Origin of the sequence: Antrihabitans auranticaus (assembly GCF_016481275.1) — a bacterium.
In the GTDB taxonomy this organism is placed as follows: Bacteria; Actinomycetota; Actinomycetes; order Mycobacteriales; family Mycobacteriaceae; genus Antrihabitans.
This window is the reverse complement of sequence record NZ_JAEMNW010000007.1, coordinates 166,008-190,500: the sequence shown is the minus strand read 5'-3', so window position 1 is coordinate 190,500 and position 24,493 is coordinate 166,008. Positions and strand designations below refer to the sequence as shown.

The 24,493-nt window shown below is 64.5% G+C and carries 23 protein-coding genes; 8 read left to right on the top strand and 15 right to left on the bottom strand.

Annotated features, from left to right (window positions below; all coding sequences use genetic code 11):
- Nucleotides 1-12: 12 nt before the first annotated feature.
- The 3 genes from JGU72_RS25175 to JGU72_RS25165 are packed head-to-tail and all read right to left on the bottom strand — an operon-like array spanning nucleotide 13 to nucleotide 1,558.
- A complete protein-coding gene (locus JGU72_RS25175) occupies nucleotides 13-192 on the bottom strand; it encodes a hypothetical protein (protein ID WP_199686838.1) in 180 nt (59 codons plus the stop codon).
- Nucleotides 189-401 carry a PNPOx family protein gene (locus tag JGU72_RS25170; protein ID WP_199686837.1) on the bottom strand — a complete coding sequence of 71 codons (213 nt, stop codon included), beginning with the start codon at nucleotides 399-401 and terminating at the stop codon, nucleotides 189-191. Before JGU72_RS25170 ends, JGU72_RS25175 begins: the two co-directional genes overlap by 4 nt.
- Nucleotides 398-1,558, bottom strand: coding sequence for a phosphotransferase (locus JGU72_RS25165; protein WP_199686836.1), 1,161 nt, complete (start codon nucleotides 1,556-1,558; stop codon nucleotides 398-400). Before JGU72_RS25165 ends, JGU72_RS25170 begins: the two co-directional genes overlap by 4 nt.
- Nucleotides 1,559-1,613: 55 nt before the next feature.
- Between JGU72_RS25165 and JGU72_RS25160 the strand changes: the two genes are divergently transcribed.
- From JGU72_RS25160 to JGU72_RS25150, 3 genes are all read left to right on the top strand, one after another.
- On the top strand, nucleotides 1,614-2,060 hold the full coding sequence (locus tag JGU72_RS25160) for a MarR family winged helix-turn-helix transcriptional regulator (protein WP_199686835.1): 447 nt from the start codon (nucleotides 1,614-1,616) through the stop codon (nucleotides 2,058-2,060).
- A gap of 98 nt (nucleotides 2,061-2,158) precedes the next feature.
- Nucleotides 2,159-3,397 (top strand): DUF445 domain-containing protein, encoded by a 1,239-nt coding sequence (locus tag JGU72_RS25155; protein ID WP_199686834.1) that lies wholly within the window; start codon nucleotides 2,159-2,161, stop codon nucleotides 3,395-3,397.
- 31 nt (nucleotides 3,398-3,428) lie between these two features.
- Entirely contained in the window at nucleotides 3,429-4,283 is an 855-nt protein-coding gene (locus JGU72_RS25150; protein WP_199686833.1) for an Abi-alpha family protein, read from the top strand.
- Nucleotides 4,284-4,295: 12 nt separating this feature from the next.
- Here the strand turns inward: JGU72_RS25150 and JGU72_RS25145 are convergent, their stop codons facing one another.
- The 6 genes from JGU72_RS25145 to JGU72_RS25120 all read right to left on the bottom strand — a co-directional run bounded on the left by JGU72_RS25145 (nucleotide 4,296) and on the right by JGU72_RS25120 (nucleotide 9,938).
- Nucleotides 4,296-4,478 carry a hypothetical protein gene (locus tag JGU72_RS25145; RefSeq protein WP_199686832.1) on the bottom strand — a complete coding sequence of 61 codons (183 nt, stop codon included), beginning with the start codon at nucleotides 4,476-4,478 and terminating at the stop codon, nucleotides 4,296-4,298.
- A 40-nt stretch (nucleotides 4,479-4,518) separates the two neighbouring features.
- Entirely contained in the window at nucleotides 4,519-6,135 is a 1,617-nt protein-coding gene (locus JGU72_RS25140; RefSeq protein WP_374101155.1) for an MFS transporter, read from the bottom strand.
- Nucleotides 6,123-6,602 (bottom strand): WKL family lipoprotein, encoded by a 480-nt coding sequence (locus JGU72_RS25135; protein ID WP_199686831.1) that lies wholly within the window; start codon nucleotides 6,600-6,602, stop codon nucleotides 6,123-6,125. Before JGU72_RS25135 ends, JGU72_RS25140 begins: the two co-directional genes overlap by 13 nt.
- Before the next feature lie 130 nt (nucleotides 6,603-6,732).
- Entirely contained in the window at nucleotides 6,733-7,311 is a 579-nt protein-coding gene (locus JGU72_RS25130) for a TetR/AcrR family transcriptional regulator (RefSeq protein WP_307828598.1), read from the bottom strand.
- Nucleotides 7,312-7,326: 15 nt separating this feature from the next.
- On the bottom strand, nucleotides 7,327-9,483 hold the full coding sequence (locus JGU72_RS25125) for an FUSC family protein (RefSeq protein WP_199686830.1): 2,157 nt from the start codon (nucleotides 9,481-9,483) through the stop codon (nucleotides 7,327-7,329).
- A complete protein-coding gene (locus JGU72_RS25120; protein ID WP_199686829.1) occupies nucleotides 9,483-9,938 on the bottom strand; it encodes a YbhB/YbcL family Raf kinase inhibitor-like protein in 456 nt (151 codons plus the stop codon). Before JGU72_RS25120 ends, JGU72_RS25125 begins: the two co-directional genes overlap by 1 nt.
- A 77-nt stretch (nucleotides 9,939-10,015) precedes the next feature.
- On the opposite strand from JGU72_RS25120, the gene JGU72_RS25115 reads away from it, so the two are divergent.
- From JGU72_RS25115 to JGU72_RS25105, 3 genes are all read left to right on the top strand, one after another.
- Complete coding sequence (locus tag JGU72_RS25115) at nucleotides 10,016-10,588, top strand: TetR/AcrR family transcriptional regulator (RefSeq protein ID WP_199686828.1); 573 nt, start codon at nucleotides 10,016-10,018, stop codon at nucleotides 10,586-10,588.
- Entirely contained in the window at nucleotides 10,585-11,022 is a 438-nt protein-coding gene (locus JGU72_RS25110) for a PaaI family thioesterase (RefSeq protein ID WP_199686827.1), read from the top strand. The genes JGU72_RS25115 and JGU72_RS25110 overlap by 4 nt, the downstream gene beginning before the upstream one ends.
- A 63-nt stretch (nucleotides 11,023-11,085) precedes the next feature.
- Complete coding sequence (locus JGU72_RS25105) at nucleotides 11,086-11,877, top strand: acyl-[acyl-carrier-protein] thioesterase (RefSeq protein WP_199686826.1); 792 nt, start codon at nucleotides 11,086-11,088, stop codon at nucleotides 11,875-11,877.
- Between the two features lie 2 nt (nucleotides 11,878-11,879).
- On the opposite strand, the gene JGU72_RS25100 is transcribed toward JGU72_RS25105, so the two are convergent.
- Nucleotides 11,880-13,547, bottom strand: a complete 1,668-nt coding sequence (locus JGU72_RS25100) for an FAD-dependent oxidoreductase (protein ID WP_199686825.1) — start codon at nucleotides 13,545-13,547, stop codon at nucleotides 11,880-11,882.
- A 98-nt stretch (nucleotides 13,548-13,645) separates the two neighbouring features.
- Here JGU72_RS25100 and JGU72_RS25095 point away from each other — a divergent pair, with 98 nt between their 5' ends.
- The gene (locus JGU72_RS25095) at nucleotides 13,646-14,140 is read left to right on the top strand and encodes a SixA phosphatase family protein (RefSeq protein WP_199686824.1); all 495 of its coding nucleotides are present in this window, start codon (nucleotides 13,646-13,648) and stop codon (nucleotides 14,138-14,140) included.
- Here the strand turns inward: JGU72_RS25095 and JGU72_RS25090 are convergent.
- From JGU72_RS25090 to JGU72_RS25080, 3 genes are read right to left on the bottom strand one after another with little or no spacing between them, the layout of a single operon-like run.
- Nucleotides 14,137-14,337, bottom strand: coding sequence for a hypothetical protein (locus tag JGU72_RS25090; RefSeq protein ID WP_199686823.1), 201 nt, complete (start codon nucleotides 14,335-14,337; stop codon nucleotides 14,137-14,139). The genes JGU72_RS25095 and JGU72_RS25090 overlap by 4 nt on opposite strands.
- A 3-nt stretch (nucleotides 14,338-14,340) precedes the next feature.
- Nucleotides 14,341-14,787: a hypothetical protein gene (locus JGU72_RS25085; protein WP_199686822.1), complete on the bottom strand. Its 447-nt coding sequence runs from the start codon at nucleotides 14,785-14,787 to the stop codon at nucleotides 14,341-14,343.
- Nucleotides 14,788-14,831: 44 nt separating this feature from the next.
- Nucleotides 14,832-15,674: a helix-turn-helix transcriptional regulator gene (locus tag JGU72_RS25080; RefSeq protein ID WP_199686821.1), complete on the bottom strand. Its 843-nt coding sequence runs from the start codon at nucleotides 15,672-15,674 to the stop codon at nucleotides 14,832-14,834.
- Between the two features lie 100 nt (nucleotides 15,675-15,774).
- On the opposite strand from JGU72_RS25080, the gene JGU72_RS25075 reads away from it, so the two are divergent.
- On the top strand, nucleotides 15,775-16,788 hold the full coding sequence (locus JGU72_RS25075) for an aldo/keto reductase (RefSeq protein WP_199686820.1): 1,014 nt from the start codon (nucleotides 15,775-15,777) through the stop codon (nucleotides 16,786-16,788).
- 61 nt (nucleotides 16,789-16,849) lie between these two features.
- Here the strand turns inward: JGU72_RS25075 and JGU72_RS25070 are convergent, their stop codons facing one another.
- Entirely contained in the window at nucleotides 16,850-20,803 is a 3,954-nt protein-coding gene (locus JGU72_RS25070) for a DNA-directed RNA polymerase subunit beta' (protein ID WP_199686819.1), read from the bottom strand.
- Nucleotides 20,804-20,902: 99 nt separating this feature from the next.
- Nucleotides 20,903-24,409: a DNA-directed RNA polymerase subunit beta gene (gene rpoB, locus JGU72_RS25065; RefSeq protein ID WP_199686818.1), complete on the bottom strand. Its 3,507-nt coding sequence runs from the start codon at nucleotides 24,407-24,409 to the stop codon at nucleotides 20,903-20,905.
- Between the last annotated feature and the right edge of the window lie 84 nt (nucleotides 24,410-24,493).

The following is a 24,493-nucleotide window of genomic DNA, read 5'->3' as shown; positions in this document are numbered from 1 at the left end:
GAGTACAGGTGTTCACTGAACACTGCTCAGTACCAGTTCGTAGTACAACCCCGTCGCCCGCCGCAACCGCAACTCGATCGGCACCAGGACGCCGTAGACTAAGGGAAAGCGGCGGCGCAGCGTGCGATATGCCGAAGCTGCCTCCACGCTTTCGAGCAGGCGCGCAGTCGCGAGAACTCGCGGACCGGTCACCTTCCCGCGAAACGTGCAGGGCGACCCGCAACCTCGGGGAAGTTGGCTATGCGCTTGGCCTTCCATGCGCCCGTGAAGGTTCCGACGAGCAGCCGGTCGCCGGCGACGGCCGGTGCCACAGGAGTGGCAATCCACGATCCGTCCCGTTTCCGGGTCTCAAGCAGGATGGTCCGTTGCCGCCGAATCGGTGCGAATACTGCGCTGGTCATGGTTTGCCTTTCAGTGCCAGGCCGAGATCTACGAGATAGCGCGTCAGTCGCACACGGTCGGCGAACAACGCCGTCAATTCGGCGGTGACCGGCTCGCGCAGGCGCTCCAGCGGCAGCGCCGCGAACGCGCTCCGCACCACGAGACCGGCGTCGAGCCCGAGGCGCACTTCGCCTTCGCTCACTGCAATGCCGCCGGCGGCCAGTCCCGCAGTGTGCGCGCGAACGATTGCCTGCCTGATACCGCCGAGGTCCGACGTCGGCAGCTCACCAGCGTGCGCCAAGCCAACCAGTAGTTGCCCGAGGTCGTAGCCGACGGCCGCGAGCCCGCCCAACGACCAATCGATAGCGACGAATGCCCTCGAATCGCCGGCGGGAACGAGTAGGTTCTGCGGGCTCGCGTCGCCATGGCCGAAGACCTGCGGTAGCTCGTCGAGCGCGTCGAGCAACGCCGGGAGTCGTCCCGCGAGTTCGAGCATGTCCACTCGCAAACGACCATCGGCCGCCTCGGCGACGAGCGGATGCCGCCACAGTTCGGCACTGCGCAACACCGGCAGCACCGCTACGGAAAGTCTTGTGTCGTAATGCAACCGGACTACTTCACCGGGAACTCGCGACGCCGACGGTGGCAGCGCATCCGCGGTCGTCAGGCGCGCACCGAGCAGGCCGAGCAGTTCTGCCGCCGATTCGAAGGTCGGCAAGTCCCACCGCGCCTCCGCGACCCGAACGTCTTCGAGCCACAGTGCGACCTCGTCGGCGGAAAGTTGTTGAACGAGACGCACTTCGGGCAAATGCACGCCGGTCGGCAGCGCTGCCGAAAGTGCCGCCCAGCCGTACACATCCGCCTCATATCGCCACGCCACGTCGATGCGCGGACTGTTCCGGATCTCCTGCGGCAGCGTCGGATACAGCGGCCACAGTCGGTAGGACCGCACGAGCTTGACGAAGATCGACCAGGACCGGGTACACCCCCTACTGCTCGCCTCGCCACGCAGGCGCCACATCCCGCCCGTCGTCGGAGAGCCGAAGCGGTAGTCGACGCTCTCGATTCGCCACGACGTCACCTCGCAATGCGGATCGCCGACCGCCGCCGCGACAGCGGTGGTCAGGTCACTACGCGCAACGCGGCGCAGCCAGTCCGGCGCGTCCACGTCGACCATTGAGCCTCCAGCGTAGTAAAGTAACGTTACTTGTCTATCGAGACAAGGTCACACCATGCCAGACGTCAACGTCGACGCAGCGGGGCCGACACACGCCGCATACCTCCTGCACATGGCGACGAGGCGACTGCGCGAGGAGTCCGAGAAATCCGCGGCACGTCCGAGTCGGCCGATGCAGGCTGCGCAGCTGCGGTTGCTCGACTCGCTACCCACTACCGGTGGCCGGGTGAGCGATCTCGCCACGCGACTGCAAGTGACAAAGCAGGGCCTCGGCCAGATCGCGATGCAGCTTTCGCACGGCGGCTTCGTCGACATCGTTCCCGATCCGGCCGATCGACGCGCCAAGCTCCTCGTGCGCACGCCGCGGGGCGACGACATCGTCGCGGCCATGCACAACGCCATCGCCGCAGTCGAAGATCGATGGCGCGACCGCATCGGCGCGGAGCGGTACGAGACGTTCCTCAGCGTCTTGCGCGAGATCGTCGACGACGACGACCGCTAGGCGCTGCCCACGTTTGCGATCCATCCGGTACGGGCATTCCAAGATCGGCGCGAGCCCCCCAGACCCCGCGGCCCGCGACGGAAAGGCAGCCCGACCACATGCTGACCGAATTTCTCGAGCACTGGATTCCATACACCTGCGTAGTGTTACTCGCGGCTTTGATCGGTTGGGTCACGAAGATTGCCGCAATCGAAATGATGTTCAAACCGATCGATTTCAAAGGTTTCCACATCGGCCCGATTCCGATCGGGTGGCAAGGCATCATCCCGATGCGGGCCGCACACATGACGAGCGTGGCGACCAACAAAATGGTGGGCGAACTCATTACTCCCGCCGACGTGTGGTCACGCGTCGACCCCGACAAACTGCTCGCCGAGATCAAGCAGCCGCTACTCGATTCGATGGACGCGATAACCCAGGAAACCGCAGCCACAATTCAGCCGGAACTCTGGGGAAACATGCCCGGCATCGTCAAGGATCGCCTTATTGCACGCATGCGCGAGCGGGCACCCGGCGCAATCGAACAGATCATGGTCGACGTGCGGGAGAATGTCGACGACGTTCTCGATCTGAAGTCGCTCACAACCCGAAAGCTCGTGTACGACAAGACCATCCTGCAGCGGATCTTCCGCCAGGCAGGCAAGCGCGAGTGGGCGTTCATCAGGCGCTTCGGACTCGTCGCCGGATTCTTCATCGGCATACTGCAGTTGGTCTTCTACCTCATTCTGCATTCGCCGATCGTGAACCCGGTGATGGGTGCGTTGAACGGCTGGGCCACGGACGCTTTCTGCATCAAAGGCCTGCTGTTCAATCCGAAGCGTCCGAAGAAGTACCTCGGACTATTCACCTGGCAGGGACTGTTTCTGAAGTATCAGGACGAAGCGTCCACCGAACTCGCCAAACTCATCGCCGAAGAAGTACTGACTCCGCACGGAATTATCGAGACCATGTTGCGCGGGCCGAAATCCGATCGCTTCTATCTGATTCTCGACAACCACATCGGCAGAATGATCGACGACGAACTCGGCATCGCCCGACCTGTCGTGAAAACGCTTGCGGGAACAGAAAACTTCGACAAAATGCGGACGATCATGGCCGAACGGGTCATGAACACACTCGCTGAGACGATGTCGAACGCCGAGGACTACATCGCAGAAGCACTGGACCTCGAACACCTACTCGCCGACCGCCTGCGGGAGCTTCCGCCCGAAGAGTTCGAGCAGGTGCTGCGTCCCGCGTTCCAGCAAGACGAATGGGCACTGATCTCGACGGGTGCGGTTTTGGGCGCCTTCGCCGGCCTCCTGCAGGACGTCGTGATCCAGGTCTGGGCGGGATAACTCATCCGAGTGCTCGAGGGAAGGACGAATCATGGCCCAGGAGAAGTCGGGTCCGCACGAACTACGCCCGCTACCCGTCGTGACCGCGACGCGCAGCCTGGCCGGCGCGCTGGAGAGTGCATCGCGCAGACTTCGCCATCTCCCGATCGACGGTTTGGCGTTCGCGGGACGGATGACGCCCATCGGGTTGATTCGGCGCCCGATCGCCCTGACCGAGTCGGTACTTCGCGACGTTCTGCTTTCCGACGAGCGCAGTTCAACCGCGTCGTCGCTGTATCCGGGGGCGGCTGAACGCGACGACGAAACATTCACAGCCCCACCGGATCCGACGATGTCGGTGCGATCGATGCTGCACGAACTGCTCGAACGATCCGTCCGGCAAAGTCCACGGCAGGCGGCGGAAGCCAACTTCAAGCGCCTGTTGCTGCAACTGGTCCCCGACGAGGTCCGGATACTGAACGCGTTGTCCGACGGTCGCGTCAGCCCGCTGATCAACGTCGGCGTCGGACCTCCCGGTGGCGTCGAACGGCATGTGCTCGACTACGCGACGACGATCGGCACCGAGGCGGGGGTGCGTCGACCGGACGCCGTGACGTCATACGTGTCCCACCTGGAGGCACTGGGCTTGGTCGACATCGGCCCCGAGGACGAGACGCTTCGCGAGCAGTACGAAATTCTCGAGACCTACGAGGAAATCGAGAAAGCCGACGAGACCGCCAAGGCCAAGATCGGCATGGGCGCGAAGCTGACTTTCCGCTCGCCTAAACACGTCAAACACACCCTGACGATCAGCGACCTCGGACAGGAATTGTGGACCGCCGCCGACCCGGACACGTATCAGTTCCAGGTCCCCGAGCAGCGCGAGCGACCGAAACCCACGTCCTGAAGTCGTTGCCGGCTAACCCTCTTCGTCGTACCGGTCGGCGGCGGCAGTGCGTTCCCTGGCTATCTCGGGAGCACGCGCTGCCGTCGCCTCGTCGGGAAAAGGACCGAGCCGATTGCGTGAGCCACAGACATTCCCGTGCTCGGGCTTCTGATGCTCGACACAGAACCACCAGTGCGCCTCGCTGTCGTCGGACATATTCACACTGTTGCATACCCGGCCGCGAGGCACCTGTACATCACGAGACTTCGACTGGTTCCTTCTTCTCGGCCCAACCGAGCAGGACCGATTGCTGGTTCGCACTCCGCCGCCACGGCAGCGCAACGGCGACGACGAGAGCAACGACGAGTACCGCGCCGACCGTCACGAACGTTGCGGTGTGGAAGCCGTCGAGAACCGCGATCTTCATCTGATCGATGATCTGCTCGATCCGCGCCGCGAAGGGCGAGGTCTGCTGCTGTTCCCGCAAGCCGATGATGCTCATGGCGGTTTCCCGCATGAACTCCTTCTGATCGGGACCGGCAATCGAATCGGGAATGGTGTCGACGATCGGCCAGATCTGCACCTTGTACGTCGCAGCGACGATCGAGCCCAGTACCGCTACGCCGAGTGCCCCGCCGACCTCGCGGGTCGTGTCGTTCACGCCTGCGCCCGCGCCGACCTCATCCTCGGGCACCGCGGACATGATTGCCTCCGTCGCAGGGCCCTGGACGATGGCGAGGCCTAGACCCATCAGGATCATCGACACCAGGACGACGCCGACGTAGGGCGAGTCGACAGTGACCTGTCCCGCGATGTACATGCCGAGCGCAAGGACGAGGAGACCTGAGACGATCACCGCCGTCGTTCCGAAACGCTGTGCAAGAAGCACTGCCACGGGAGCAGCCAGTCCGATCGCAATCGCGAACGGCAGGGACCGCACGCCGAATTCGAGTGGCGTGTACTCCCGGACACCCTGGAAGTACTGGGTGATCAGGAACAAGAACCCGAACATGCTGAAGTACGCGACGGTGATCGACAGCGCCGGCAACGAGAAACGCCGAATTGTGAACAGCCGCAGGTTGAGAACGGGGTGCGGCGCGCGCAGCTCGCGCAGCACGAAGGCGGCGAGCAACAGGACGGCGAGCGCGTAGCCGAGCAACGTCGGCTGCGACACCCAGCCGTTCTGCGGTGCCTCGATGATCGCCCACACCAGCGCGGTGACACCGGACAGGGACAGCACGATTCCGGGCACATCCAGCGGACCGGTCTGCGGGGCGCGCGATTCCGGCACCAGCACCAGGGCGGCAACAACCAGCACGATCGCAAGCGGAACGTTGATCCAGAACACCGACCGCCAGGAGAAGTGCTCGAGCAGCCAACCGCCCGCGGTCGGCCCGATCGCGATCGCGAAGCCCGCCATCGCGGTCCACGCGGCGACGGCTCCAGCGCGAGCGCGCGGGTCCCGGAACAGCGTCGTGATCAACGCCAGAGTGGCCGGAAAGACCGCTGCGGCAAAGACACCCATGCCGGCACGGACTGCGATGATTTCGCCGATACCGCCGGCGAGAGCGCCCGCCACCGACATCACACCGACACCGGCCAAGCCGATGATCATCACCTTGCGACGGCCGTAGCGGTCACCGAGGTGGCCGAACGCCAGCAGCAGGCCGGCGAAGGTCAACACATAGGCGTCGACGATCCATTGCAATCCGCTGAAGCTGCCGTGCAAGGCAGTGCTCATCGACGGCAGCGCGACGTTGACAATCGTATTGTCCAGCAGGACAAGCATTTCGGCGAGGCACAGCACGATCAGTGCAAGTACGGGCCGGGTGCGGCTACCGGCTTCCACCGCGCGGGTGCTCACGCTGCGCACTGGTACGTGACGAGGCCGAGGCCGGTGATCAGGGCACAGCCGTTCGCCTTCGACAGCTTCCAGACACCGTCTTCTACGACGAACGTCGCTTCACCGGGAATCGCGGCGCCGTCGATCGAGGCCGTGAACGGAGCGGTGAACTGGCCGGGCCCCGCGGCAACGATCGGGTCCGCAATCGTCAGGGACGCCGAGCGCCCGGCCGCAGTCGCGCTCAGCTGCTCGACGAGGGTTGCATCGGTCCGAATCCCTTCGATGAGGTCGAGCTTCTCCCCCACGGGAACCGCCGGGTCGAACGCCTGCGAGATCCGGGCATTGACATCGGCTGCGGTCGGCAGCGGTAGGTCGGCACGACCGACGGCAGCTGTCGTCGTCGCCGCGGAAGTGCCGCCTTCGTCGTCGGATGAGCAGGCGCTGAGCAATAGTGCAGCCGACACCGCGACTGCGACGTAGAGAGCTGGGAGCTTCATCTAAACGGTCCTTTCGCTTGCCCGTGGGGGCTAGGCACCGCGTTGTGCCGCTTAAAATGTATGCAGGCATACATAGAAAGACCCAGCGATTGTGGCCGGACTCAAACGAGCCCGCAGCGTGTGACGGCCATCACGATTCGGCGGTGAGAGCTTCCACCAGTTCGATCAACTGGGTCTCGACACGGTCCAGCGCGCGCGTGCTGCGCTGCGCTCTGCCGAGCATGATCGCACCCTCGACCGCCGCGACAGCGGTCGTTGCCATGGCTTCGGCGCGATCCATGGGAAGGCCGGCCCGCCACAGCGAAGCGGCGATGTCGGCCTCCCATGCAGTGAACGATTCGCCGGCGGCCAGCCGCGCGGCCGGTGTCCCGCCGCCTTCGAGCGCCGCCGCACCGATCGGACATCCGGACTCGAAGTCACTGTTGCGCAGCTCGTTACGAAATTGTTCGACGAGCAGCCGCAAGGTCGCGGCCGGGCCGTCGAACGCGAGGCTGTGGGCCATCGCGCCACCCATGACCGCTCCCGCGCGTCGGGTCGCCTCCTCTGCGAGCTGCGTCTTACCACCGGGAAAGTGGTGATAGATCGAACCCCGCGGTGCATCGGCGTCGGCAATCACGTCACCGATCGAGGTCCCGTCGATGCCGTGGCGACGAAACAATCCGACAGCACTGAGCAACATCTTCTCGCGGGCATCCGATCGTCGACCCACTGCAGCACTCGCTCCTCACAACGCTATGTCTGATGACATAGTATCTCTCGCTGCTCGCACAGATCCGAGCTCGCCGGTAATAGCGGCGAACGACGCAATCAGAGGCCCGTTCTCCCGGATCTCTGCACGAGCACGAGTGTCCGCCGCTCCGCTCACCGGCAGTTCCGTCATACGCTCTCGATGAACGCGTTCGAGATAGGCGAACATCGTTTCGAGGGCCTGCTCCTGCGCCGCCAGCGACTGCCCCGTGTCGGATCCGGTCAGGCTTGTCGCGGCGCTACGGATGTAGTCGTCGAGCGCGGGGATCTGCGCAGCCGACGATTTCGGCAGCGCGGACAACGCCGCCAGGTGACGCTGTAATCGAGTGAGCCCGTCTAGTGCCGCGTCCGCATCTGGGGTAGCAGCGGCGCCTGGTTCCCGACGCGCCCGCAGGGCCGCTGCGCGCGCGTCGGCGAGCTTCTCTTCGGCTGTGCGGCGTGCCTGCTCGAGACGGTCGGCATTCGGGGAACGCACTGCGCGCAGGCTCTCCGATAGGAAAGTCTGCGACGCGTCGGATGCAGCGCGAACCAGGTCGGTCATACGGTCGCGCTCCCAACTCGGCCAGAGAACGTAGCCGCCGGCGAGTGCCACCGCACTTCCCACGAGCGTCATGACAATCCGGGCGAGCGCCGCAGACCAGTCACCTGGATCCGAGATATCACCGATCAACAGGACGAGAGGCGTTCCGAAGATCACCCAGAACGCGTAGTTGATCGGCCGCAGTGTGAAGCCGATCGTGATGACGGCGAACAGGACGATCACGAGCGCTGCTGGCTGATGCACCCACGCGATGAGGACCGCCGCACACGATCCACCGATCACGTTCCCGATCACCCGTTGACCCGCACGCTCGACCGTCGCGCCGTACTGCGGGCGCAACACCCTCAGCACCGCCAGAATGCCCCACTCGCCGTGCGGGAGACCGAGAGCGGCAACCACGGCGTAGAAGCCTGCCGTGATCGCCGTAATGCGCAACGCATGCCGATATTGGACGGACGTCAACGTCATCGCCGCCCGCAGCCGGGCGAGATCCACCGGCGCTCGCCGTGGTTCGTCGGCAGTGCGGAGCTCGGCCTTTCCGGTCTTGTCATCCAGATCGAGCGTGTCGACCGCAGCTCCCGTCACGGCCGTCGTCTGGACCAGTGATTCCAGGATCCGGCGATACCGCCCGACCGCGACGAGCCGACTGTAGGGCTCGGTGCCGTTGCGCACCGCGGACCGTACCGAGTCACACGCGGCCGTCACATCGGCGAGCGCATCGCCGCGCATTGAACGGGCCTTCGTACGGCCCGCGAGTTGTGTCCCGACCGCCGCGATCTCCGCTCCGATCTCACCGAGCGCGCCACGGCAACTCACTGCAATCGCGTCGTCGACGGGCCCGAGATCGTCGAGCGCGGCGGAGAGATCCACGAGCACCTCGGCCTGGTTCACTATGCGCGTCAGCGCTCGCGCGAGGGCCTCGTCGCCGCTCGGTGTCGCGATTGCGACGACCGCCGCTTCTGCCCGGCGAACCGCGGCCACCAATTGCTCGTGTTCGGCGGGGTCTCGTCTGCCATCCGCGCGCGCCATGAAACAACGCCCGAGCAGTACGAGCGGTTCGGCAACGCTCGCGAGAATCCCCTCGACGCGCGGCGCCGGCGTGGCGAGGCCGGTCACGGCCGCGTACCAGAGCCCGCCGGTCATGACGAGCGCAGCGGCGACCAGCACATCGATCCAGCCCCTGCCCGCGGCAATCGAGCTGGCAAGAAACGCAGTCGCCGGCATGGTTCCCAAACGGGCCGCGGTCGCGTTGACCGCCGACCCCATTGCGGCGATGAAGACGAGGGCAGTCACGAGCACGACCGCGACGACGAACAGGTGCGACGTGAACGCGCCCAACAGGAATGCGACGGCGTTCGCGACTGCGGCAGTACAGAGGCCGAGTGTGCGGGATCGACGTGGTCCGCCCTTGTTCGTGAAAGCGGCGACGTATGCACCCAGGCAGGCCAGGGCTCCCGACTCGGGCGCACCGACCACGAGTCCTGCAACGAGTGGCGCAGCGACCGCTACTCCGTTGATCAAGCCGTTCAGTGCGGCCGGACGAGTACCCGGCGCGACATCGAACAAGGCGCGCACTCCCCGCAGGGCGCCCATCAGCGCTCGAACTTGCCCATCAGGACCGCACGATCGAGGACGTGACCTTCGATCGCAGCTTCCAGGTCGGAACGGCCGGCTGTGGACGCGAGGTCGAGCAGCGTGTCCAGAGCGTAGAGGGTGAAGTAATAGCGGTGGGGTCCGTCGCCGGGGGGCGGGGCCGGCGCCACCCACTCCTTTGCGCCGCGGGAATTCGCTCCCACTACGCCGCCTGGGTCGGCCGCATTCGACAGACCACTCTGCTTGGGAGGAATGTTCCACACGACCCAGTGATCGAAGTTGCCGTCCGGTCGCCGATCTCTCGGCACATCCGGATCGTGGACGACGAGGGCAAGACTCCGTGCACCGTCCGGCACATCGGCGAATTCGAGCGGAGCGAGTGAACCCGACCCGTCCACCGAATGCTCGACCGGAATCCACCCTTCGTCCGCGAACGCACCACTCGAGATTCGCATCCAACGAGCATGCCATCACCGACCCCCGGCGCACATTACCAATTGAAGTTCGGCAGAACCAGAACTATATTCTGTTAATGCAGGTTCGGGATCGGTTGATTCAGGCGGCCGAGCGGCAGTTCGCAGCCAGAGGGACACTCGAGACCACGCTCGCCGACATTCGCGACGAAGTCGGGGTGAGCGTCGGCGCTTTGTATCACCACTTCTCCGACAAGGCCCAGCTCTACAGCGCGGTATGGGAGCACGCCCTCGCCGATTACCAGGCCGCATTCTGGGCGGCGATCCGCGACAGCGAAACAGCCGAGGAGGGCGTCCGGTCAGGCGTGCGAGCACACCTCGATTGGGTGTCGCGGGAACCCGCACGCGCCAAGATTCTCGTTGCGCCCCGACCGGCCGCTGCCCGGTCGAGCAGCAACACCGAGTTCCTCAGGGACACGATGCGATGGTGGCGAACCCATGCCGCCTATGGCGCCGTCCGACCGCTCGAATTCCCCCTCGTCTACGCGCTGTGGCTCGGACCCGCACAGGAGTACGCGCGCCAATGGCTGAGCGGACAGTTCGACTCAGCTCCAGCTACGGTCGCGGTAACTCTGGGTGAGGCGGCGTGGCAAAGCCTGAAAACCGCACAGCAGGAAGGTAATTCACGATGACGCTGACAATCGAGGACGCACGTGGCGTCCTGCAGAACCAGCCCTTCAACGCCCTGGTCGGCGGTCGACTGGTGGTATTCGAGGTTGGGTCGGCAACACTCGAAATCGACATTCGCGACGAACTCCGCCAGCAATTCGGCTTCGTGCACGGCGGCGTTCTCGCCTACGCGGCGGACAACGCGCTCACGTTCGCGGGCGGATCCGTGCTCGGTCCGAGCGTCGTCACGGGCGGATTCACCATTACCTACCTGCGGCCCGCAGCCGGTTCGGTGCTGCGCGCGCACGCGTCGGTCGTCAGCTCGACGCGACGTCAGGCAGTGTGCCGGTGCGATCTGTACGTCGAAATCGAAGGCTTACAGCCGGTGCTCTGCGCAGCCGCCCAGGGCACGATCACCCGAATCGAGCAGACACTCCCGGCGCCGATTGCCAACTGATCGTGGGCATGTCGCAACGGCCACGTAAAGTCGAAGGGGTCAGAGCAACACCGAGGAGCCGAAGTGTCACTCCATCAGCCACTTGCCACGCCCCCAGCGGGCGGGCTCGGATTCGAGTCTTCATGGCCGGTCCGCGCGGGTGATGTCGATCCCGACAATCGCCTGCGGTTCGACGGTGTCGCTCGATACCTCCAAGACATCGCGTGGGAGAACCTGCAAGCGACGTTCTTCACCGAGACCGATCCCATCTGGATCGTGCGCCGTACCGTCATCGACGTGATCCGGCCGATCATCTGGCCGGACGAGGTGCACCTGCGGCGCTGGTGCTCCGCGCTGTCGACGCGCTGGACGAACATGCGCGTGTCGATAAACAGCGACAACGGGGCATTGATCGAGTCCGAAGGCTTCTGGATCAACATCAGCGAGACGACCGGGATGCCCACTCGCATCAGCGACAAGGGCCTCGAGTATCTGGGCATGATGACCGCGGAGCACCGGTTGCGGTGGCGCCCCTGGCTCGCCGAACCTGCGCCTCCGGAGTCCGAGGCGGATATGCCGTTCCACCTGCGGGCAACAGACATCGATCAGTTCAACCACTTGAACAACGCCGCGTACTGGCAGGCGGTCGAACACCGGTTGGTGGACTTCCCGAAGCTCATCGCCCGTCCGCACCGTGCCGTCATCGAATACATCGCGCCGGTGTTCGCTCGCGAACGCGTCATGGTCCGCAGCCGCTACGACGATGGATCCGCGACGGATTCGCCGGTCTTGAAGCTGTGGTTCGTCGTCGACGGGTCCGTGCGCACCGCGGCGCGGATCTCCGCCCTTCCCGGAGACCGCCCCGACGCGCAGTAGGTTCAGCCCTTCGCGGCCTGCAGTAACTCGTCGACCGACGTGAACTTGACGCGCGGCCTGCCTGCGTCTTTTCCACGCTTGCGTTCTTCGGTGTCGATCGCACGCCAACCGTCCCGACCGACGATGTCCTTCTGCCGGTCGGCAAGCAACTTCGCCAATTCGGCCCGACCGCCGGTAGGTGCTTCGAGCCTGCCTGCCATGAAGTCCTCGAGGAGCAAGTGAATCGTCTCTTCGGCGTCTGTCTTGTTGCTGCCGATGACACCGCGCGGGCCACGCTTGATCCACCCGGACACGTAGACGCCGCGAACAGGTTCGCCGTCGACCACGACCCTGCCGTTCTCGTTGGGAACGGTTCCGCTGCGTTCGTCGTACGGCAGATCCTCGATCGCGACACCGCGGTACCCGATCGACCTGATGACGAGACCGGCGTCGATTGTCTCGGTCTCGTCGGTCGGCTGCGCGTCCAGGCCGCGCGCCGATTCGACGAGAGTGTTCTTGACGATCCGCACGCCCTCGACCTTGTCGCTGCCGAGGACCTCCGCCGGAGAAACGAGGTACCGCAGAACGATTCGCTTGCGCGCCGGGTCGGCCGACTTGGCGGCGTACTCCTTGGCAAGCGCAACCTTCAGCCGCAACGACGGTTCCGCGTCTGGATCGTCGACCGCGGCCTGACTCGCGTCGTCGAGCACAAGATCTTCTTCGTCGACGATGACGTCGATGTTCTTCAGATAGCCGAGCGCGAGAAACTCCGACGACGTATAGGCGGCCTGCGCGGGTCCGCGGCGACCGAGCAGGACGACCTCGCGAATATTGCTGTTCCGCAGGGCTTCCAGGGCGTGGTCGGCGATGTCGGTCTTGGCCAGTTCGTCCGGGCCGAGGGTGAGCACCCTCGCGACATCGAGCGCAACGTTCCCGTTTCCGACGATGATCGCGCGCTCGCCCGACAGGTCGAACGTGCGATCCGCGTACTCCGGATGACCGTTGTACCAGGCGACGAACTCGGTCGCGGCGTGACTGCCCGGTAGGTCCTCGCCGGGAACGCCCAGGTGCCGGTCGCTCGATGCGCCAACGGCATAGACAACCGCGTGATGATGCTGCAGCAACTCGGCGTGCGAGATGTGCTTGCCGACTTCGACATTGAGGTAGTACTGGAACGTCTGGCGCTTGAAGGACGACTCGAACATCGAGGTGACACCTTTTGTGCCCGGATGATCGGGCGCGACACCGGCTCGAACGAGCCCATAGGGCGTCGGCAACTTCTCGAGCATCTCGACCTCGACGTCAGCGCGCTTGAGCAGTTCGTCGGCCGAATAGCACGCGGCCGGTCCGGCGCCGATGACGGCGACGCGCAACGTCCCGAGCGACTTGTCCGGTCGGACCGGGATCGCCAGCGGAGACATGTCGGGTTCGAGGGGGTGCCGGTCGAAATAGGCGGCATTGATATCGCGGAAACGTTCGAGCGACTTCGAGAGCTCGTCCTCGGAAAAAATCGCGTCGACAGGGCATGCGTCGACGCAGGCACCGCAGTCGATGCACGTCTGCGGATCGATGTAGAGCATCTCGGTAGTCGTGAAGTCCGGGTCCTTGGGCGACGGACGAATACAGTCGACAGGGCACTCAGTAATGCAGCTTGCGTCGTTGCAGCACCGTTGGGTGATTACGTATGCCATGTGATCGATCCTTGTCGAGCGAGCGGCTAGGGTAACCAGTCTTTGAACATTGACTATCTATTGTGACGCCACCGATCTGGGCGCATACCGTTACCGGTATGACCACGAGGGTATTGATCCTTATGCGCCACGGAAAGTCAGCGTATCCGACCGGAATCGCCGATCACGATCGGCCGTTGGCCCCCCGCGGAGAACGCGAAGCGACGCTGGCGGGCGAGTGGATCCGAGCCGAGCAACCGCCGGTCGGCGCAGTCCTCTGCTCGACCTCGGTTCGCACCCGCGAGACCCTCGCTATGACTCGCATCGACGCACCCACGACCTTCGTCGAGGACATCTACGGCGGCTCGCCGGAACAGCTGATCAAGCTCATTCGCGAGGTCGACGACTCGGTCGACACGCTGTTGCTGATCGGCCACGCGCCCGGAATGCCCTATACGACGTGGGAGCTCGCGTCCAACCGCTACTCCGAACCCGCCGAACAGGTGAGCCGCAAGTTCCCCACCTCGGCCATGGCTGTGCTCGAGTTCGACAAGTCGTGGGCCGACATCGACACCGGAACCGCCGACTTGGTGAGTTTCCACATTCCGCGCTAGCGGACGAACTTGCCACCGACCACGACCACCACGCCCAGCGCGACGAGCAGTGCGATCGCGAGTCCCGGACCTACCAGCCACCACACGACGCCCAGAATCACCACGATCGGTGCCAAGGCAACGGCCGCGATCAGTGGACTTTCCTTGACCGTTTCGATCGCGGATTTTGCCCGGACCCGGTCGATTTCCTTACCCATGAATCAAGCGTACGGGGACTGCACCCCGTCAGCGAAGAGTCGGTCGGAGGTCCGCGGTGATCGGTCCGGCGTCGAGGTGGACGAGCGTCGACTGCGCGTCTGCGTCTGGCGTGGCAGCACCGAAAGGCAATGGCCGTTCAGTTCCAGCGGCTTGTCCGGCAACGCTACCTGCACGGCACCCTGCACCTCGAGGCCGCGCCCGGCAGGCAGGACGACGGCGTCGTGAACCCACGGCGACAGGTACGGGTACGCGACGATCTCGTCGGCTCGGACCTCCGGAGCCGGGACCTGGATCGGACTGAATTCCGGCGTCACGACTGCGGGCTTCTCCTCTCCGGCCGCCCATTGCCCATTCGGTGGCACTGCGTAGTCGATAGTCTCGGCTTGCGCGAGGCCGGCACCGCCGACGGATACCAGCAGGGCGATTCCGGCAACAGTCGCAATTCGCATACGTCGAGCATCGCAAGCGCGTGCCGGAAAGACGAGCATTCGGATCAACCGGATGCCAGGGCCTGGGTCCCGATGACGCGGAGGAGATCGAGCTTCTCCCGTGCATCGGTTCCGGGCCGGGGCAGATAGACGAGCAGATGTTGCGCGGCGTTGGGCGAGAGCAGCGTTTCGCAGTCGATGTCGACCATTCCGACCTCCGGATGCTGGATTCGCTTCCGATCCGATATCCGAACGGCCACTTCGTGTTCGGCCCACAGTCGATCGAATTCCGTGCTGCGAGAACGCAATTTCGCGATGAAGTCAGCCACCTCCGCGTCGCCCGACCGCCGCGCGGACGTGGCACGGAGGTCGGCAACGTGCTTGCGCGCCAATCGGTCCCAGTCTTCGGCTGGGAATACCGCGCGGGTTGCGAGGTCGGTGAAATAGCGCCACGCATAAAACCGGTCGAGCCCGCGCTGGGACGACACATCACCGAGCAGGATCGTATGCATACGGTTCTGCACCAGCACTTCGCTCAGGTCGGAGACCACGCAGGCTGGGGTGTCCTCCAGTTTGTTCAGCAGGAGCAGCAGACCGGGTCCGACGTGCCTGTCACCACCGCCGCGGTCCGGTGCCGGATAGCCGACGAGGTGGTAGAGGTGGTCGCGGCCATCGTCGGTCAGGCGCAACGCCCGGGCAAGCGACGCGAGCACCTGCGTCGATGGATGTGGTCCGCGGGCCTGTTCGAGCCGCGTGTAGTAGTCGGTGGACATCCCCGCCAGCAGCGAGACCTCGTCGCGACGCAGCCCGGGGGTCCGTCGCCGGACTCCGGGTGGCAGTCCGACGTCGGCCGGCGTCAGCTGTTCGCGGCGGCGGCGAAGGAAATCTGCAAGTTCGGATCTGTCCACAACCTCACTCTGTCCTAGGATCGGCTACCCAGCCAGGGATTGCCAATCCCCGGATAAGGCATCTCTGCCGCGCGCGTCCGGGCGGGCGCAGGGTGGAGACATGACACAGACATCGACACTCACAGCAGTACGGCTCGGAACAACGGGCCCCTCGGTCAGCCGCATCGGGCTCGGCGCCATGGGAATGTCCGGGATGTACGGGGCATCCGACGAACGCGAGTCCGTCGCCACGATCCACGCAGCACTCGACTCGGGCGCCAACCTCATCGACACAGGCGACTTCTACGGGTCCGGACACAACGAGATGCTGATGGCAAAGGCACTCGCAGATCGCCCACGGGAGGACTACCTGTTGAGCGTGAAGTTCGGTGCCATGCGCGGTCCCGGCGGAACGTGGGGTGGCGTCGACACCCGGCCTGAAGCGATCCGCAACTTTCTCGCCTACTCACTCGAGCGGCTCGGCGTCGACTACATCGACATCTACCGCCCAGCGCGGCTCGACCCGAATGTGCCGATCGAAGAGACTGTCGGCGCGATCGCCGACCTGATCGAGTCGGGCTACGTGCGACACATCGGCCTGTCCGAAATCGGTGCGGACACGCTGCGCCGCGCATCGGCAGTACATCCGATCGCCGACCTGCAGATCGAGTACTCCATCGTTTCACGCGGCATCGAATCGGCGATTCTGCCGACCGCGCGCGAACTGGGAGTCGGCATCACGGCGTACGGCGTCCTCTCGCGCGGACTGCTCAGCGATTCCATACGTCGACGGACATCGTTCGACGCCAGCGACTTCCGCGCCCACAGCCCGAGGTTCCAGGGCGAGAACCTGAACCGGAACCTCGCGCTGGTGGACGCCCTTGCCGAAGTCGCCGCACGGCACGACGTCACCGTCGCGCAGTTGGCAATCGCGTGGGTGCTGGCCCGCGGCGAGGATATCGTGCCGATCATCGGTGCCCGTAAGCCCGAGCGCTGGGCCGAGTCACTCGCAGCGGTCGACGTCTCGCTGGGCGCCGCCGACCTGGAACAGATCGAAGCAGCGGTGCCTGTCGACGCGGTAGCCGGCGACCGGTACGCCGACGCCCAGATGGCCATGCTCGACAGCGAGCGATAGCTGCTGCACACACGAAACGGCCCCCACTTCCAAGCGGAAGTGGGGGCCGTTTGCATAGCTACTAGCGGTAGTCGCTGAAGCCGTAATCGTCCAACGGAACCGCAGCACCCGTACCGGTGCCGAAGCCGTCCGGTGTGTAGTACTGGTCGTCGTAGGACGGGACAGCGTATGCGGCTGCCCGCGCCTCTTCGGTCGGCTGAACCTGGATGTTGCGGTACCGGTTGATGCCTGTACCGGCCGGGATCAGCTTGCCGATGATCACGTTTTCCTTCAGACCGATCAGCTTGTCGCTGCGGCAGTTGATCGCCGCATCGGTAAGCACGCGAGTGGTCTCCTGGAACGACGCCGCCGAGAGCCACGAGTCCGTCGCGAGCGACGCCTTCGTGATACCCATCAGCACCGGACGACCGGCCGCGGGCTCGCCACCCTCGGCAACGACACGGCGGTTGCTGGCTTCGAACTCGGCACGCTCGGTGAGCGAACCGGGCAGGAACTCCGTCGAACCCGAGTCGATGATCGTCACACGACGCAGCATCTGGCGCACGATGACCTCGATGTGCTTGTCGTGGATCGACACACCCTGGCTCCGGTACACCTCCTGGACCTCTTTCACGAGGTGGATCTGCACCTGACGGGGACCCATGACACGCAGGACCTCGTGCGGCGATGCAGAACCCTCCAGCAGCTGCTGACCGACCTCGACGTGGTCGCCGTCGGACAGCAGACGCTCGGAGCCGTCGTCGTGCTTGAAGACACGCAGACGCTGACGCTTGCTGAGCTTGTCGTAGACGACTTCCTCACCACCGTCATCCGGGATGATGGTGATCTTGTAGAAGCGGTCGTCGTCTTCCAGGCGAACCCGTCCGGTGACGTCCGCGATGGGCGCGAGGCCCTTCGGGACACGTGCCTCGAACAGTTCCTGAACACGCGGCAGACCACCGGTGATGTCCTCGCCGGCCACACCACCCTGGTGGAAGGTACGCATGGTCAGCTGCGTGCCGGGCTCACCGATCGACTGGGCCGCGACGATACCGACTGCCTCACCGATGTCGACCAGCTTGCCGGTCGCCATCGAGCGGCCGTAGCAGGTCGCGCACACGCCGGTGCCCGTGGTGCAGGTGAGCACGGAGCGCACCTTGACCTCGGTGATGCCGGCTGCGAGCAGCGCATCGATGGCGGGGTCGCCGAGATCGGCGCCACGCTCGACGATGACGGAACCGTCCGCGCCGACCGCGTTCGACGCCAGCGTGCGGGCGTACGTGCTGGTCTCGACATGTGCGTCGCGAACCAGCGAGCCGTCCGACTGCTTCTCGGCGATGTGCGTGATGATGCCGCGCTCGGTGCCACAGTCGTGCTCGCGCACGATGACATCCTGCGAGACGTCGACCAGACGACGCGTCAGGTAGCCCGAGTCGGCGGTACGAAGCGCCGTGTCGGCCAGACCCTTACGGGCACCGTGAGTGTTGATGAAGTACTCGAGAACGGTCAGGCCTTCCTTGAAGGAAGACTTGATCGGACGCGGGATGAACTCACCCTTCGGGTTCGTCACCAGACCCTTCATGCCGGCGAGCGACCGAACCTGCGTCATGTTTCCGGCTGCGCCGGACTTCACGATCATCGGGATCGGGTTGTCGTCGGGGAAGTGCGCCTCCATGGCCTTGCCGACCTCGTCGGTGGCCTCGGACCAGATCTTCACCAGAGCACTGTTGCGCTCCGTGTGGTTCAAAGCACCACGCTGGTACTTCTTCTCGATCTGGTCGGCCTGCGCCTCGAACGCCTCCATGATGGCGGGCTTCTCCGGCGGAACGAGCACGTCGCTGATCGACACGGTCACGCCCGAGCGGGTGGCCCAGTAGAAACCGGCGTCCTTCAGCTTGTCGACGGTCTGCGCGACGACGATCATCGGGTACCGCTCGGCGAGATCGTTGATGATCGTTGCCTGACGCTTCTTCGGCATCTGCTCGTTGACGAACGGGTAGTCCGCCGGAAGCAGCTCGTTGAAGAGCACGCGACCCAGTGTCGTTTCGGTCGTCCAGGCGTCACCACGGGACCAGCCCTCGGGGAACAGACGCTCTTCGTCCTCACGAGAAGGACGCTGGTTGACCAGGCGAACCTTGATCGCCGCACGAACCGACAGCACGCCACGGTCGACGGCCATCTGCGCCTCGGCGGGCGAGGAATACGCACCCTGCTCAGGCGAGTCGGTGCCGGCGGGCACGTAGGTGCCGACAGCACCCTCTTCGAGACGGGTCAGGTGGTACAGACCGGTCACCATGTCCAGACGCGGCATGGCGAGCGGGCGACCCGACGCGGGCGAGAGGATGTTGTTGCTCGACAGCATCAGCACACGAGCTTCGGCCTGCGCCTCGGCGGACAGTGGCAGGTGGACTGCCATCTGGTCACCGTCGAAGTCGGCGTTGAACGCCTCACAGACGAGCGGGTGGAGCTGAATTGCCTTGCCTTCGACCAGCTGCGGCTCGAATGCCTGGATGCCCAAGCGGTGCAGCGTAGGCGCACGGTTCAGCAGCACGGGGTGCTCGGCGATGACCTCTTCGAGGACGTCCCACACCTGCGAACGCTGCCGCTCGACCATCCGCTTGGCCGACTTGATGTTCTGCGCATGGTTCAGATCGACCAGGCGCTTCATCACGAACGGCTTGAACAGCTCGAGCGCCATCAGTTTCGGCAGACCACACTGGTGCAGCTTCAGCTGCGGACCGACGACGATGACCGAACGACCCGAGTAGTCGACGCGCTTGCCGAGGAGGTTCTGGCGGAAGCGGCCCTGCTTGCCCTTGAGCAAGTCGGACAGCGACTTGAGCGGCCGGTTGCCCGGTCCGGTGACCGGACGGCCACGACGACCGTTGTCGAACAGTGCGTCGACGGACTCCTGCAGCATCCGCTTCTCGTTGTTGACGATGATCTCGGGAGCACCGAGGTCGATCAGTCGCTTGAGGCGGTTGTTGCGGTTGATCACGCGGCGGTACAGGTCGTTCAGGTCGGACGTCGCGAAACGGCCACCGTCGAGCTGGACCATCGGGCGCAGCTCCGGCGGGATCACCGGTACGGCGTCGAGGACCATGCCCATCGGCGAGTTGCCCGACATCTGGAACGCCGCGACGACCTTGAGTCGCTTGAGCGCACGCAGCTTCTTCTGGCCCTTGCCGCTGCGAATCGTCTCGCGCAACGACTCCGCCTCGGCGTGGATGTCGAAGTTCTGCATCAGCTTCTGGATGGACTCTGCGCCCATCGCGCCGGTGAAGTACTCGCCGTAGCGGTCGATCAGCTCACGGTAGAGGACCTCGTCGACGATGAGCTGCTTCGGCGAGAGCTTCTGGAAGGTGCTCCAGATCTCGTCGAGGCGATCGAGCTCACGCTGTGCGCGGTCACGGAGCTGACGCATTTCGCGCTCGCCACCGTCCTTGACCTTGCGGCGCACGTCGGACTTGGCGCCCTCTGCTTCGAGCTCGGCCAGGTCGGCTTCGAGCTTCTGCGCACGGGCCTCGAGATCGGCATCGCGCTGATCCGCGACGGCCTTCTTCTCGACCTCCATCTCCGCCTCGAGGGTGGAGAGTTCGTTGTGCCGGAGCTCGTCGTCGACACCGACGATGACGTACGCGGCGAAGTAGATGATCTTTTCCAGATCCTTCGGCGCGAGGTCGAGCAGGTAGCCCAAGCGCGACGGAACGCCCTTGAAGTACCAGATGTGAGTGACCGGAGCAGCCAGCTCGATGTGGCCCATCCGCTCACGACGCACCTTGGCGCGAGTGACCTCGACACCACAGCGCTCACAGATGATGCCCTTGAAGCGGACACGCTTGTACTTGCCGCAGTAGCACTCCCAGTCCCGGGTGGGACCGAAGATCTTTTCGCAGAACAAGCCGTCCTTCTCTGGCTTGAGCGTGCGGTAGTTGATGGTCTCCGGCTTCTTGACCTCACCGAAGGACCACTGACGAATATCGTCGGCGGTAGCGAGACCGATCCGGAGTTCATCGAAGAAGTTGACGTCTAGCACGTAACTCCCTTTCCCCATTTGGGTTTAGGCAAAATCAAAATTCTCTACGTCGTCTGCTGTGGGCGGCGCTTCCATGCTGGCAAGCGCCGCCGAGCGCCATTAGTTCGCGAGGTCGTCGACCGTGGCGGACTCGTTGCGGGACAGGTTGATTCCCAGGTTCGCGGCGGCCCGCTCGAGGTCCTCGTCGTCGCCATCTCGCATCTCGATGGCGGCACCGTCGGAAGACAGCACCTCCACGTTGAGGCACAGCGACTGGAGTTCCTTGAGGAGCACCTTGAACGACTCCGGGATACCCGGCTCCGGGATGTTCTCGCCCTTGACGATGGCCTCGTAGACCTTCACGCGGCCGACCACGTCATCGGACTTGATGGTGAGCAGTTCCTGCAGCGTGTAAGCCGCGCCGTAGGCCTGCATCGCCCAGCACTCCATTTCACCGAAGCGCTGGCCACCGAACTGAGCCTTACCACCGAGCGGCTGCTGCGTGATCATCGAGTACGGCCCGGTCGAACGAGCGTGGATCTTGTCGTCGACCAAGTGGTGCAGCTTGATGATGTACATGTAGCCGACCGAGACCGGGTACGGGAACGGTTCGCCGGAACGTCCGTCGAACAGCGTCGCCTTGCCGTCTTCGCCGACCATCATGTCGCCGTCGCGGTTGGGCAGAGTCGAACCCAGCAAACCGGTGAGCTCCTCTTCGCGGGCACCGTCGAAGACGGGGGTCGCGATGTTGGAGTTCGCGGGTGCAGCCAGCATCTCCTCGGGCAGCGTGGCAGCCCAGTCGGGCCTTGTGCCGTCGCTCGCGACGTTGATGTTCCAGCCGGTCTTGCCGATCCACCCGAGGTGGGTCTCCAAGATCTGGCCGATGTTCATACGACGCGGAACACCGTGGGTGTTCAGGATGATGTCGACCGGAGTGCCGTCGGGCAGGAACGGCATGTCCTCTTGCGGGAGGATCTTGCCGATGACGCCCTTGTTGCCGTGGCGGCCGGCCAGCTTGTCGCCGTCCTGAATCTTGCGCTTCTGAGCGACGTACACGCGGACCAGCTCGTTGACGCCCGGAGGCAGATCGTCGTCGTCATCACGCGAGAAGACGCGGATGCCGATGACCTTGCCGGACTCACCGTGCGGAACCTTGAGCGACGTGTCACGAACCTCGCGGGCCTTCTCACCGAAGATCGCGCGCAGCAGGCGCTCTTCCGGTGTCAGCTCGGTTTCACCCTTCGGGGTGACCTTGCCGACCAGCACGTCGCCGTCACGAACCTCGGCACCGATTCGCACGATGCCGCGCTCGTCGAGGTCGGCGAGGACCTCGTCGGAGACGTTCGGGATGTCACGAGTGATTTCCTCGGCACCCAGCTTGGTGTCGCGGGCATCGATCTCGTGCTCCTCGATGTGGATCGACGTGAGAACGTCCTCTTCCACGAGGCGCTGCGACAGGATGATCGCGTCCTCGTAGTTGTGGCCTTCCCACGGCATGATCGCCACGAGCAGGTTCTTGCCGAGCGCCATTTCACCGTTCTCGGTGCATGGACCGTCGGCGAGGACCTGACCGGTCTCGACGCGGTCACCCTCGTCGACGATCGGCCGCTGGTTCGCGCAGGTGCCCTGGTTGGAGCGGGCGAACTTGCGCATCCGGTAGCTCTTGCGAGTGCCGTCGTCCGCCATCACGGTGACGTAGTCGGCCGAGACCTCTTCGACGACACCGCTCTTCTCGGTGACGACGACATCGCCGGCGTCGACCGCGGCGCGCAGTTCCATACCGGTGCCGACGAGCGGCGCCTCGGAACGCACGAGCGGCACTGCCTGACGCTGCATGTTCGCACCCATGAGGGCACGGTTGGCATCGTCGTGCTCGAGGAACGGAATCATCGCGGTCGCGACAGAAACCATCTGACGCGGCGAGATGTCCATGTAGTCGACGTCGCGCGGCAGGATCAGCTCGACCTCGCCGCCCTTCTTCCGGACGAGGACGCGGTCCTCGAGGAAGTTGCCTTCGGCGTCGATCTTGGCGTTCGCCTGCGCCTTGACGTGGCGGTCCTCTTCGTCGGCCGTCAGGTAGTGGATCTCGTCGGTGACCCGACCGTCCACGACCTTGCGGTACGGCGTCTCGATGAAGCCGAACGGGTTGACCCGCGCGTACACCGACAGCGAACCGATCAGGCCGATGTTCGGGCCTTCCGGGGTCTCGATCGGGCACATGCGGCCGTAGTGGCTCGCGTGCACGTCGCGCACCTCGAGGCCGGCACGCTCACGGGACAGACCGCCGGGGCCCAGCGCCGAAAGACGACGCTTGTGGGTCAGGCCCGACAGCGGGTTGTTCTGGTCCATGAACTGCGACAGCTGCGAAGTTCCGAAGAACTCCTTGATCGCTGCAACGACCGGGCGGATGTTGATCAGGGTCTGCGGCGTGATCGCCTCGACGTCCTGAGTCGTCATACGCTCGCGGACGACGCGTTCCATACGAGACAGGCCGACGCGAATCTGGTTCTGGATCAGCTCGCCCACGGTGCGCAGACGACGGTTACCGAAGTGGTCGATGTCGTCGACCTCGACGGGAACCTCGACGCCACCCGGTGCCGTCATCGACTGATCGCCGCCGTGCAAACGCACGAGGTATTCGATCGTGGTGACGATGTCTTCTTCGGTCAGGACCGAGGAGGTGATCGGCTCACCCGTGTGGATGCCGAGCTTCTTGTTGATCTTGTACCGGCCGACGCGGGCGAGGTCGTAACGCTTCTCCTTGAAGAACAGGTTCTCCAGGAGCGTCTGCGCGCTCTCCTTCGTCGGGGGCTCGCCCGGACGCAGCTTGCGGTAGATGTCGAGCAGCGCCTCGTCGGTGCCGGCCGTGTTGTCCTTCTCGAGCGTCGCCATGAGGATCTCGGAGAATCCGAAACGCTCGGTGATCTGCTCGGTCGACCAACCCAGTGCCTTCAGCAGTACGGTGACCGGCTGACGGCGCTTGCGGTCGATACGCACACCGACGGTGTCGCGCTTGTCGACGTCGAACTCGAGCCATGCACCGCGGCCCGGGATCACGCGGACGCTGTGCAGGTCCTTCTCGGTCGCCTTGTCCACGGTGTGGTCGAAGTAGACACCCGGGGAGCGGACGAGCTGGCTGACGACAACGCGCTCGGTGCCGTTGATGATGAAGGTGCCCTTGTCGGTCATCATCGGGAAATCACCCATGAAGACCGTCTGGCTCTTGATCTCACCAGTGTTGTTGTTGATGAACTCCGCGGTGACGAACAACGGCGCCGCGTAGGTCATGTCCTTGTCTTTGCACTCGTCGACGGAGGCCTTGACCTCGTCGAAGCGCGGATCCGAGAACGACAACGACATGGATCCCGAAAAGTCCTCGATAGGCGACAGTTCGGTGAGAATTTCTTCCAAGCCACCGGCAAGTCCCGCGTCGCCGCGAGCGATTGCACGCTCACGCCAGGCGGGCGAACCGACCAACCATTCGAACGAATCTGTTTGAAGATCGAGCAATCCTGGAACTTCCAGGGGCTCACGAATCTTTGCGAAAGAAACCCTCTTAGGGGCTCCGGGAATCCCGGTATTGGCCTTGGTCTGGCTAGAGACTGCCAAGATGCGTCCTTCCAGCACCTCACGCGAGTCGCGCGTGAACGCGCGACTTTCGCTGTTTCTGCTTGTTCTGTCGGGCGAGTGCTGGATACAACCCGACTTAAC